The sequence below is a fragment of the Gordonia desulfuricans NBRC 100010 genome (assembly GCF_001485495.1).
Lineage (GTDB): Bacteria > Actinomycetota > Actinomycetes > Mycobacteriales > Mycobacteriaceae > Gordonia > Gordonia desulfuricans.
Genome location: NZ_BCNF01000012.1, coordinates 80,892 through 94,767, shown reverse-complemented (window position 1 = coordinate 94,767; position 13,876 = coordinate 80,892). Strand labels below are relative to the sequence as shown.

The window sequence follows — 13,876 nt, the reverse complement described above, 5'->3', positions numbered from 1 at the left end:
CCTCGTCCTCTCTCTGGCGCCGACGGCACACGGGCCGCCGTTCCCACCATTGTCATGTCGTCGCGCGCATTCGCGCGGCGACATCGTCAATTCATCATTCGTTCGACGTCGGGACCCGTGGATAGGGTCACCTAACTACATTCAGGTTACGGTCTGAGCCCAGGCCCTCCCCACACCGGCCTCCGTGTGGACGGGCCGCGACGGTCGGCAACCGTCAGCGCCTCGTCGAGCACCGGGCCGATCACCGCGAGCGACGCCTCGTCGGCCATCCCGAGATGGTGTGTGTCCACCTCGGTGCCGGCCACCGGACCCGACACGAAGGGTCGCCACGCGTCGACGACACGTGCTGGGTCCGGCTTGTCGGCGGTGGCGACGAAGACATGTGCGTCACCGCCGAACACACCGGGTCGGTAGCCGAGCACGGCCTCGTCGGAGGCCGCGAAACTCTCCATGATCCGTTCCACCTGATCGTCGGCGAGCAGTCCCATCCCGGCGATCTGCGACCGGATGATCGCGGTGAGTTCCGCCGGCGACTCGGCGCGGACCTCGTCGCCGAGGTCGAACAGGTCGCGCCACCCGCCGAGGAGATCGGCCGCGACCGAACCGTCGAGCACATCGGGAACCGCCGACCGGTCGGCAGGTCCGGCCGATTCCGCCGGTCCGGCCGGTTCGGGTGCGGAGTCCATGATGCCCAGGAAGGCCACCTCCTCGTGCTCGGCCTCGAGCAGCGTGGCCATCGCGTGGGCGATCACACCGCCGACCGACCAGCCCAGCAGGTGGTAGGGCCCGTGCGGGCGGACCCGACGGATCTCGGCCACATACCGGCGGGCCAGGGCCTCGGCGCCGGCGGTCGGCTCGCCGAGGATCACGTGCGGGTCCTGCAGGCCGTAGATCGGACGGTCGGCCAGATGCGGCGCGAGTCCGCCGTAGAACCACGCCAGGCCGCCGGCCGGGTGCACACAGAACAGCGGCGCTCGCCCGCCCTGCGTCCGGAGCGCGATCAGGACGTCGCCGGCCAGAACGGTGTGATCGGCGATCCGGCGGGCCAGCGAACCGACGGTGGGATCGCTGAAGAGCCAGGGCAGTTCGATGCGCAGACCGTATCGTTCACCTGCCCGGGCCACCACCCGCGTCGCCGCCAGCGAGTTGCCGCCGAGGTCGAAGAACGAGTCGGTGACACCCACCCGGTCGACACCGAGGATCTCGGCGAACACCTGCGCCACCATGCGTTCGACCTCGGTGCCGGGAGCGAGGTACACCGACGGTTCGGCGGCCACGGCCGGCAGCGACTTCCGATCGACCTTTCCGGCCACGTTCAGCGGCATCTCCGGCAGCGTCGTCCAGACGTCGGGCCGCATGTACTCCGGTAGCCGTCCCGCCGCGAGTGCCCGGGCGGACTCGACGTCGGCGTCGGCCGGGGCGAGGTAGGCGACCAACCGGTCTCCGGCCGGACCCGGCGCGACGATCACCGCGGCGTGGACCACCCCCGGGGCACCGGCCAGCACCGCCTCGATCTCGCCGAGCTCGAGTCGCTGACCGCGCAGCTTGACCTGGAAGTCGGTGCGCCCCAGATACTCCAGCCGTCCGTCGCGATCCCAGCGGACACGGTCGCCGGTGCGGTACAGACGAGCACCGGCGGGACCGAAGGGGTCGGCGACGAACCGTTCGGCCGTCAGATCCGGACGGGCCGCATATCCCCGGCCCACCTGCACACCGCCGAGGTAGAGCTCACCGGCCACTCCCGGCGGCACCGGCCGCAACCGCCCGTCGAGGACATGGGTGGTGGTGTTGAGCACCGGTCGCCCGATCGGCACCACCGTCTCCCCCGCGGTCACCTCGTGCCGGGTGACGTCGACGGCGGCCTCGGTGGGCCCGTACAGGTTGTACAGCCGGGTCCGGGGCAACGCGGCAAGGGTCGACTGTGCCACGGTGGGCGGCAACGCCTCACCGGAGGTGAACAGCAGGCGCAGCCCGTCGAGTGCGGCCAGCCGGGGGGCGTCGACGACGTCGAGGAATGCCGACAGCATCGACGGGACGAAGTGCGCCACCGACACCTGCCGGGTGGCCATCAGGTCGGCGAGGTAGCGGGGGTCGCCGTGACGGCCGGCCTCGGCGATGATCAGTTGTGCGCCGATCATGAACGGCCAGAACAGTTCCCACACCGACACATCGAAGGTGTAGGGCGTCTTCTGCACCACCGCGTCGGCCGCGGTCAACCGATGGTCGTGCTGCATCCACACCAGCCGGTTGGCAATCGCCCGATGGCCGACGGTGACACCCTTGGGCGTACCGGTCGATCCGGACGTGAACAGGGTGTACGCGGCGGTCTCCGGACCGATCGGCGCGAGCCTCTCGGCGGCGGCCACCGGGGCGCCGTCGGTGTCGGCCGCGGGCACCGGCCCACCGGTGTCCACCTGCCGCACCGGGACACCGGATTCCGCGGCGACGCCGGTGGCCGACACCGACCGGCCGGACCGGTCCACCAGCAGCACCCGGACGTCGGCGGTCTCGAACATCGACCGCACCCGCCCGACCGGCGCCTCCACGTCCACCGGCACATACTGTCCGCCGGCGGTCACCACCGCATGCACCGCGACCAGCATCTCCACCGATCGCGGGATGCACACGGCCACCGCGACATCGGGTCCCACGCCGAGTGCGATCAGCTCGCGGGCCTGCGCCGACACCCGCGCGGCGAACTCCGCGTAGGTCACCACACGATCACCGCTGACCAACGCGGTCGCATCCGGTGTCCGCACCGCCTGTGCCCCCAGCACATCCGGCAGCAGCATCGGCGCCACGGCCTGCTGCGGCCCGGCCGTCCAGGCGGCGAGGCCGGGACGCTCGGCCGGCAGCAGCAGGGGCGTATCGGCCACTGCCGCAGCGGGATCGGCGAGCAGGTCGGTGAGTCCGGCGACGAATCGTGCGACGAAGGCCTCGATGGTGGACGGATCGAACAGGTCGGTCGCATACACCACCGATCCACCCCAGTCCTCACCGTCGGGTGCCGTCGCGATCGACACCGTCAGGTCGAACTGTGCCGGGACCGCGGGCGCGGCAACCGGTTCCACGTGTAGACCGCCGATCTCGACCGCCGGCACCGCCGCGCCACCCGACGTCGCCGACGCCTGGTCGAGTGCGAGCATCACCTGGGCAAGCGGCGAGAACGACTCGGACCGAACCGGATCGATCGCCTCCACCAGTGCCTCGAACGGGACGTCGGCGTGTGCGAATGCGGCCAGGTCGTCGGCGCGGACCCGGGCCAGCAGATCGGTGAACGGCTCGCTCCCCCGGACCTGTGTCCGCAGCACCAGCGTGTTGACGAACATCCCGATCAGGGGATCGAGCACCGCCTGGCCGCGGCCCGCGGTGGGGGTGGCGACGGTGATGTCGTCGGTGGCGCACAGCCGCGACAACAGCACCGCGACCGCCGCGTGCAGCACCATGAACGGCGTCATCGCGTGCTCTGCCGCCACCGCGGTGAGCCGTGCGGCCACCGCGGCCGGGATCACGAGGCCGGCGGTGGCGCCGCGATGGGACTGCACCGGTGGACGTGGCCGGTCGGCCGGTACCGCGAGCATGTCGGGGAGCCCGGCGAGACGCTCACGCCAGTAGGCCAGTTGCGTCCCGACCGGCGACTGCTCGTCGGCCGGGTCGCCGAGTACGCGGTGCTGCCAGATCGCGAAGTCGGCGAACTGCACGTCCAGCGGGGTCCACTGCGGGGCCCGGCCCTCGACCCGTGCCCGGTAGGCCGAGGCGAGATCGCCGACCAGCGGGCCCACCGACTCGCCGTCGGCGGCGATGTGGTGGAGCACCACCGCGATGAGGTGGGCACCGCCGGGCACGGGACACAGGCGTGCGCGGATCGGGAACTCGGCGGTGACGTCGAAGCCGGCGGTGACGGCGGCCTCGAGCCGGTCGACCGAATCGAGCTCCGCCCAGTCCAGCAGACGTCCGGCATCGGTCGCCGGATGCACGTGCTGACGGGGTATGCCGTCGACCTCGGGGAAGGTGGTCCGCAGGATCTCGTGCCGTTCGACGACGTCGCCGAATGCCGCCCGCAGTGCCCCGATGTCGAGCGGGCCCTCGACCCGCAGCACGGCCGGGATGTTGTAGGTGGCCGCCGACGGATCGAATCGGTTGACGAACCACATCCGCCGCTGCGCGAACGAGAGCGGGATCTCCTGCGGCCGTGGGGTGATGGCGGTGATCGGCGCGCGTGCACCGGCCATCGCATCGCTGCCGACGAGGTCGGCGAGCAACCGCACCGTGGGTGCGTCGAAGACATCGCGCACGGTCACGGTGGCGTCGAAGCGATCCGACAGCCGCGCCGCGAGCCGGGCCGCCGACAGCGAGTTGCCGCCGGCGTCGAAGAACGACGCGGTGGCACCCACCCGGTCGACGCCGAGCACCTCACCGAACACGCCCGCGACGGCCTCCTCGTCGGGGGTGGCCGGGACGACGTAGGGCAGGTCCGCGCCGCGGTGCAGCGGGTCGGGCAGCGCATCCCGGTCGAGTTTGCCGGTCGGGGTGAGCGGCAAGGCGTCCAGGATGGTGAATGCGCCCGGGACCATATGTGCCGGAAGGTGTTTGGCCGCAGCGGCCCGGACCACACCGATGTCGAGATCGGCGGGGGCGACGAGATGGGCGACGAGCGCGACGGCCGGCGAACCGACCCCGAGGACCACCGCCGCACTCACGCCGTCCACACCGGTGAGCACGGCCTCGATCTCACCGAGTTCGACGCGTTGACCGTTGATCTTCACCTGGTGGTCGGCGCGGCCCGCATACTCGAGGCCGCCACCGGCGCGCACCCGGACGAGATCGCCGGTGGCATACATCCGGCCACCCGGTCCGGCGAACGGGTCGGCAACGAATCGTGTTGCGGTGAGGGCGCTTCGGTTGAGGTAGCCGCGGGCCAGTGACACCGCGGAGGACAGATACAGCTCGCCCACCATCCCGCGTGGCACCGGGCGCAGCCGGTCGTCGAGCACGTAGGTGGCCATCCCGCGGATACCGCGACCGATGGTCACCTCCGCCCCGGGTGTCTGACCGGCCACCGTGGACCACACCGTGGACTCGGTGGGACCGTAGAGGTTGACCATCGCGCGGCCGTCACCGGCCCAGCGGGTGACGAGATCGGGCGGGCATGCCTCACCGGCCGTCGCGAGCAGGCGCACGTAGGCGGCGTCGCCGACCTCCAGCGTCGCGAGCACCGAGGGGGTGATCACCATGTCGGTGACCCGGTCGCGACGCAGTACGGTGCCCAGGGCCCGGCCGGCATAGTCGCCGGCCGGCGCGATCACCAGGGTGTGTCCGCCGGCGATCGCCCAGATCATCTCGAAGAACGACGCGTCGAACCCCGGCGACGCGACGTGCAGGACCCGGGTGTCCGGGTCGGCGCCGCGCTCGCCGGTGAGGGCTCGCAGCTCTGCGGTGAGGGTGGCCACACCGCGGTGCGAGACCGCGACGGACTTGGGTCGTCCGGTGGTACCGGAGGTGTAGATCAGATAGGCCAGTCCGTCGACGCGCAGGTGCCCATGCCGCTCGTCGGCGGCGATCGGCGCCGCCGAACCGTGGGTCGCCACGTCGTCGAGATCGAGCCACCGGCAGTCGGATTCGCCCAGTCGCGGACGGGTGGCCGCGGTGGTGAGTCCGGTGCTCACCTGCGAGTCGCCGATCATGAAGGCGATCCGGTCGTCGGGGTGTGCGGGATCGATCGGCAGGTAGGCCGCACCGCTCTTGAGCACGCCCCAGGCGGCGACGACGGAGTCGACGGAGCGCTCGATGCCCACCGCGACGACGTCCTCGGCCCCGATCCCCCGGCCGATCAGCGATCGCGCCACCCGGTTGGTCCGGGCCTCGAACTCCGCATGGTCGAGCACCTGTCCGTCGCAGATCAGCGCCGGGTGACCGGCGTCGACGGTTCGGCCGGCCAGCAGGTCGGGGATAGTGACCGGGGTGGTCGCGGGCAGGCGCGGGGCGATCAGCGCATCGGTGCGGGCGCCGGGCGCGACGAGCTCGATCCGTCCGACCGGGGTGGCCGGTGCGGTCGCCATCGATCGCAGGATCTGCCGGAGGACCTCGCCGAACACCGCGACCTGCGCGTCGTCGAAGGCCGACGGCAGGTACTTCAGGGTCAGGGTGAGCGCGTCACCGGCGGGGGCCGACGCCAGGTTCAGCGGGTAGTGGGTGGCGTCCCGGGTGGAGATCCCCCGGATCGTCAGACCCGCCCCCGGGGCCGCAGCGGTCACCGAGTCCCGGTCGACGGGGTAGGACTCGTGCACCGTGAGCGTGTCGAACACCACCGGGACCCCGGCCGCCGCAACGATCTCGGGCAGCCCGAGCTGCTGGTGATCGAGGACCGAGACCTTGTCCGCCTGAACGTTTTCCAGCAGCCCGGCGATCGAGAGGTCCGGGTCGACGTCGACCACCACGGGCAGGGTGTTGATGAACAGCCCGACCATGGATTCCACACCGTCGAGGTCGGCGGGACGACCCGAGACGGTCTCGCCGAACACCACCACACGGTTGCCGGTGAACTCGGCGAGGAAGATCGCCCACGCGGTCTGCAGCACGGTGGAGACGGTCGCACCGTGTGCCCGGGCGAGGCGGTCGACCGCGGCCACCAGGTCGGCCTCGATCGGGACGACCAGATCCACGGGCATCGCATCGGCGGTGATCGAGGCACCCGGAGCCACCAGGGTGGGGGCGTCCAGCGGTGCCAGCAGCCGGCGCCATGCGGCCAGACCGGCCTCGTCGTCGGCAGCGGCCAGGCGACGCAGATGGTCGGCGAAGTCGCCGGTGCCGCGACGGGTGTAGGTGGCCCCGGTTGCGTACAGCGCCAGCAGATCCGCGAGCACCAGCGGAGCCGACCAGCCGTCGAACAGCAGGTGATGGCTGGTGATCACCACGTCGACACCGTCGGGATGGACGACGGCGGCCGCACGCATCAGCGGCGGTGCGGTCAGGTCGAACGGCCGGGTCCGCTCCGCCGCCGCCACCTCGGTGATGCGGCCGGCGGCCACTGCGGCGTCGTCGACGGTCACGGTCTGCCAGGGCAGTTGTGCCTGCGTGGGGATCACCGCGACCGCGGCTCCGCTGCGCAGACGCAGGTAGCCGCTGCGCAACACCCGATGGCCGATCAGCAGGTCGTCTCCGGCCCGGCGCAGGCGGTCGAGGTCGACATCGGGTCCGAGCTCCAGGATCGCCTGTGTCACATAGACGTCGACGTCGGTGTCACCGGCCAGCTCGGCCTGGAAGAACAGGCCGCGCTGCAACGGCGACAGCGGCCACACGTCGGCACCGGGATACCGGTCACCCAGCTCGTCCAGGTCGGTCTGCGTCACCCCGGTCCCGGGCACATCCGAGGGCGAGAGGCCGACATCGCCGGTCTCGGCGACATATCGGACGACGGCGTCGAGTTCCTGCGCCCAGCGATCGGCGATGTCGGCGACGTCGTTGTGCGACAACACCTCCGGCACATACCGGAAGTCCGCGGTCACCGCGGGCCGGTCTCCGGTGGTGGCGCCGACGTTGATCGTCAGGGCACTCATCGCGGCGAGGTCGCCGGTGACCACCGACGGCAGGAACGGTGCGTCCGCGGCGGGCAGGAACCGGCCGGGCAGGGTTTCGGCGGGCAGGGATTCGGTGGGCCCGGCCGCATCCGCGGCGGCGGTGTCGTCGCCCGCGCCGCGCACGGCCCGGGTCCCGAGGTAGTTGACGGCGATGTCCGGGAGCCGGTGGGCAGCGAGTCCGGTGCCGTCGTCCTGGCGCAGCAGCCCGAAGCCGATGCCGTGGGCCGGCATGCCGACCCGTTCTTCCTTGGCCTCCTTGACGGCGTGCACGATGTCGCCGTCGGCCGACAGTGCGATCGGTGCGATGGAGGTGAACCAGCCGACGGTGCGCGACAGGTCGGCGCGCACCGGCCGGTTGCCGGTGGCGAGGAGGTCCTCGTATCGGCCGTGTCCCTCGAGGAGCACCGACAGCGGTGCGCCCGAACCGATCCCCTGCGCGGACTGCCGGCTGCGGATGGCGCGTGCGAGGGCACCGACGAGGACGTCGGCGACGGTGCCGCCGAAGGCGGTGGGCACCGCGGTGGCGACGGCTGCGGCGATCGGGCCGGTCACCTCGCGGACCACCGATGCGGTCTCGCGATAGCGGTATCCGGTATCCGGTGTGGGTGCCGGGGTGTCCGCAGCAGAGGTGAGCACCGTAGAGGCGGGCACCGTCGAGGCATCGCCTGCACTGCGGGTCAGCCAGTGACCCAGTTCGCCTCGGTGCCGGTCGATCTGCCCGGCCACGGCGTGTTGCCATGCGCGCAACGACGTCCCCTCACCGCGCAGTGTCGGTTCCTGTCCGGCCGACACCTGTGTCCACGCGGTGATCAGGTCCTCCACGAGGATCGGCCAGGAGACCGCGTCGACGGAGAGGTGGTGGACGACGAGGACGATGCGGCCACCGCCGGCGCCGTCCTCGATCAGGGCCGCGTGCACCACCCGCCCGGCGGACGGGTCGAGGCGGCGCGCCGCAGATGCGTGCACCTGGCGGATCTGTTCGGCCGGCACCGTCGCGTCGGTTCCTGTCACACCGTGGGCGTGGTCGACGGTGTGCGTGCTGATCGCGGTGTCGGCGTCGAACGGCAGACCGGCGGTGAGCACCGGGCCGGCGTCGGTGATCCGCAGGGCGGCCGACAGCATCGGGTGGGTGGCGACGACCGCCGAGAGCACCCGGCGCAGTTCGCCGGCCCCGAGGCCGGCGGGCCGGGTCAGGACCATCGACTGGTTGAAGTCGGCGAGATCGGCCGGGGTGGGTGCGGCCGACACCAGCCAGGACACGATCGGCGGGATCGGCATCTCACCGATCGGTCCACCCGCCGGTTCGGGCAGCGGGTCGATCCGGTCGGCGTCGTCCCCGGCGACCCGGGCCATCCCGCGGATCGTCTTGTGCTCGAAGATCTCCCGCGGGGACAGGTGCAGTCCTGCCGCCTTGGCCGCGGACGCGAGCTGGATGGACATGATCGAGTCGCCGCCGAGCGCGAAAAACGACTCGGTGACCCCGACCCGCTCGCGGCCGAGCAGGCCGGCCACGATCGCGGCGAGGGCCTCCTCGGCCGCGGTGGCCGGGGCCTCGTGGCCCGCGTCCTGCGCCGACAGCACCGACAGCGTCGGCCGCGGAAGGGCTTTGCGGTCCAGTTTGCCGCCGGGAGTGGTGGGCAGTGCGTCGAGGACGACGGCGTGGTGGGGCACCATGTGGCCGGCGAGATGGTCGGCGGCACCCCGCAGGATCACCTCGGTGTCGAGGTCGCTCCGGCCATCGGCGTCGGCGCTCTCGGGGTTCGGGGCGGTCTCGGGGTTCGGGGCGGTCTCGGGAACCAGGTAGGCGACCAGCCGGGAACGGCCGGTGTCGTCGGTGACGCCGAGGACGACCGCCGATTCCACACCCGGCTGCGCCGCCAGCACGGCCTCGATCTCGCCGAGTTCGACGCGCTGTCCGTTGATCTTCACCTGGTGGTCGGCGCGCCCGGCGAACTCGATGTCCCCGGATGCGCCGATCCGCACCAGATCTCCGGTGGCATACATCCGGCCGCCGGGGATCGCGGTGAACGGATCGGCCACGAACGACGCCGCGGTCAGGCCGGGCCGGCCGAGATATCCGCGGGCGAGGGAGTCGGGGGTGCCCAGGTACAGCTCCCCCACCACACCCTGCGGTACCGGGTGCAGCCGGGCGTCGAGGACATATCCGGTGAATCCGCGCACCGGACGCCCGATCACGATCGGTTCGCCGGGTACCGAACGGCCGGTGGTGGCCCAGACGGTGGCCTCCGACGGCCCGTAGAAGTTGAACATCGCCCCGCCGGGCCGGGCCTGTGCCCACCGCGTGACGAGTTCCGGCGGGCAGGCCTCGCCGCCGGTCACCAGGTTGCGGATTCCGCGCCCGTGTCGCGGGTCGACCGTGGCGAGTACCGTCGGCGTGATCAGGGTGTCGGTCACCTTGTCGCGCTCCAGGATTCGTCCGAGCGCATCGCCTGCGTACTCCCCGGCGGGTGCGATCACCAGGGTGTGGCCGAGGGCGACCGACCACATCATCTCCAGCACCGAGGCGTCGAAACTCGGTGATGCGACATGCAGGATGCGCGTGTCCGGCGACTGCTCCGGGGTGCCGGTGATCTCGGCGAGCGCATCGATCAGGGTGGCCAGTCCCCGGTTGCTCACCCCGACCGCCTTGGGACGGCCGGTGGACCCGGAGGTGTAGACGAGGTAGGCGAGTGTGTCGAGTCGGATCGTGCCGTGCCGCTCACCGGCCTCGATCGGCAGGGAGCTGCGGGTGGCGTCGGTGGCCTCGGCCACGTCGATCCACCGGCAGGTGTCCCCGAGCCGGGATCGGGTGGCGGCGTCGGTGATCCCCCATCGCGCACCGGAATCGGCCAGCATGTAGTCGATCCGGTCCTGTGGGTGCGCGGGGTCGACGGGCACGTACGCCGCGCCGGAACCGATCACGCCGAACACCGCGATCACCGACTCGACGGATCGTTCGAGGCCCACCGCGACCACGTCGTCGGCGCCGATCCCCCGCTCGATCAGGGCTCGTGCCAGTCGCTGTGTGCGACGGTCGAACTCGGCGTGCGACAGCTCGATCCCGGCGCAGATCAGGGCCGGGCGGTCGGGGTCGGGGTGCCGGGCGGCGAGGATGTCGACGAGGGTGCGCGGGACGGAGATGCCGCCGTCGGCGGCCGGGGCTGCCACCCCGGTGGAGTTGCGGCTCGGCCGCATCGATGTCAGGGCCCGCTCGTCGACGAGGTCGACGTCTCCGGTGGCGACGTCGGGTTCGCTGATCAGGGCGAGCAGCACCCGCAGCCAGGTGTCGGCGAGGCGCTGCACCGTCGACTCGTCGAACAGTGCGGTGGCATAGACGAATCCGGCGTTCATCGGTCCGTCGGACGACCGGTCGGTGACGCCCACGGTGAGGTCGAACTTGGCGACGGGTGCGGCGATCCCGAGCGGTTCGGCGGTCAGTCCGAACGCCGCGGTGTCGAGTCGGGCGGGGCGGCGATGATCGGCGGCACCGTGGGTGATGGCGATCTGCACGAGTGGCTGATGAGCGGTGGATCGATCCGGGGCGAGCTCGTCGATCAGGTCGTCGAACTGCACGTCGGAATGGGTGAAGGCATCGACGTCCACGGCGCGGACGGTGGCGACGAACTCCGACAGCGTCTGCGCCGGGTCGACCGGGGTCCGCAGCACCAGGGTGTTGACGAACATGCCGACGAGATCACTCAGGGCCGCATCGGTGCGACCGGCGATCGGTGCGCCGATCACCACGTCGGTGGTCACCGCCAGGCGCGCGACCGTGATCGCCAGCGCGGCATGGGAGACCATGAACGCGGTCAGGTCGTGCTCCCGCGCGAACACCTCGAGCGCATCGGCCACCGCGTCGTCGATGGTGACCGTGACCAGACCGGCCGCCGTGTCGAGTACGGTGGGCCGCCGGCGATCCATCGGGAGATCGGTGACCTCGGGCAGGTCGGCCAGCACGGTGCGCCAGTGGTCGAGCTGGACCGCCATCCGGGCGGAGGGGTCGGTGGCCGATCCCAGCACCGACCGCTGCCACAGGGCGAAGTCGGCGTACTGCACCGGCAGCGGCGCCGGTGCGATGGCATCGGCTCCGGTACGAGTCAGGTAGGCGCCCAACAGATCCCGCACGAAGACCGGTGCCGACTCGCCGTCGAAGGCGATGTGGTGCACGGTGATCACCAGATCCCAGCAGTCCGCACCGGCCGAGGCCAGCCGGGCCCGGATCGGGAGTTCGGTGGTGACGTCGAATCCGTCGGTGGCGCCGTGGAGCAGGGCATCGGCGTCGCATCCGTCGGCCCAGTCGAGCATCGCGCGGGCCTCGGCCGCGGACAGGATCTGCTGGACGGGGCCGTGCTCGTCGGCCGGGTATCGCGTGCGCAGCACCTCGTGGCGTTCGACGACGTCGCCGAGCGCATCCCGCAGGGCCACCGCATCGAGTGCGCCGGACAGACGCAGACCCATCGGGATGTTGTAGGCCGCCGATTCCGGGTCGAACCGGTTGATGAACCACATCCGGGACTGCGCGGTCGACAGCGGAATCCGTTCCGGGCGGGTCGCCGGGGCCAGGCGGGGGATGCGGCGGCCCCGACCCGCGGTGGCCGCCACCAGTTCTCGCACACTGGGGGTGTCGAACAGATCGCGGACGGTGACGTCGAGGTCGAGGGTGTCGGCCAGCCGGGCCGCGACGCGCGTCGCCGACAACGAGTTCCCGCCGAGGTCGAAGAACGAGGTCGCCACACCGACCCGGTCGATCCCGAGGACGTCGCCGACAACCCTCGCCACCATCTCCTCCAGATCCGATTCCGGTGCGACATGATCGGATTCCGTGCCCAGCACCGGGGGCGGCAGCTCCCGGCGGGCCGCCTTCCCGGCCGAGTTCAGCGGCATCTCGGCCAGCGGCATCCACACGGTGGGGCGCATGTACTCGGGCAAAGCCGCGGCGACCGCCGTGCGGGCGGCGGCGAGGTCGACGTCGTCGGGTGCGAGGTAGGCGATCAGATGGTCGTCGTCGCCGACGCGCGCGACGGTCACCGTCGCGTGCACCACGCCGTCGACGGCCGACAGCACCGCCTCCACCTCGCCGAGTTCGAGGCGCTGACCGCGCAACTTCACCTGGAAGTCGGTGCGGCCCAGGTATTCGATCTCGCCGCCGGCATTCCAGCGGACCAGGTCACCGGTGCGATAGAGCCGTCCGCCGCCGTCGCCGAACCGGTCGGCGACGAACCGTTCGGCGGTGAGGGCGGGCTGTGCGGCATACCCGCGGGCCAGCTGGACACCGCCGAGGTAGAGCTCGCCCGGCACCCCCACCGGCACCAGTTGCAACCGTGGGTCGAGGACGTAGGTGGAGGTGGACGGCACCGGCACCCCGATGGGTACCACCGTCTCCCCCGGGCGTACCCGATGCGCGGTGACGTCGACCGCGGCCTCGGTCGGTCCGTACAGGTTGTGCAGCCCCAGCCCGGGCAGCGCGGCGAGCACGGTGCCGGCGGTGGCCGCGGTCAGCGCCTCGCCGGAGGTGAACAGCAGTCGCAGACAACTCAATCCGGCCAGGCGGCGCGAGCCGAGCACGTCGGCGAAGGCGGCGAGCATGGACGGCACGAAGTGCACCACCGACACCCGGTGACCGGTGATCACACCGGCCAGGTACTCCGGCTCACCGTGCCGGTCCGGTTCGGCGATCACCAGGGTGGCACCCACGGTGAACGGGAGGAACAGTTCCCACACCGACACGTCGAAGGTGACCGGCGTCTTCTGCAGGAAGACGTCGGAGTCCTTGATCGCGTACCACTCCCGCATCCAGTCGAGCCGGTTGACGATGGCGCGATGGGAGACGGTGACCCCCTTGGGACGCCCGGTCGATCCCGAGGTGAACAGGGTGTAGGCGGCGTCGTCGGGGTGCAGCGGTGCGCGCCGGTCGGCATCGGTCACCGGCGGGGTGTGCGGGTCGAAAGGGCCCGAGGCGTCGACGGTCAGCACCCGGACACCGGTGCCGAGGGCGTCCACGCCGGTGCCGTCGGCCGATTCCGTGGCGGGGCCGGTCAACACCAGCCGCACCGCCGCGGTCTCGACCATGTGCCTCGTGCGGTCGGCGGGCGCCGACGGGTCGAGGGGTACGTACTGGCCGCCGGCGGAGACCACCGCATGCACCGCGACCAGCAGTTCCACCGACCGGTCGAGACAGACGGCCACGGCGACGTCGGGTCCCACCCCGGCCGAGATCAGTTCCCGGGCCAGGGTGTCGACCCGTGCACGGAACTCGGTGTAGGACACCCGGCGGTCACCGAAGACCAGGGCAGGTGCGG

At 71.7% G+C, this 13,876-nt stretch carries 1 protein-coding gene; it reads right to left on the bottom strand.

Features of this window, described 5'->3' with window-relative positions:
- Window positions 1-146 precede the first annotated feature (146 nt).
- Entirely contained in the window at window positions 147-13,865 is a 13,719-nt protein-coding gene (locus tag GD1_RS02020; RefSeq protein ID WP_444979449.1) for a non-ribosomal peptide synthetase, read from the bottom strand.
- Window positions 13,866-13,876 lie beyond the last annotated feature (11 nt).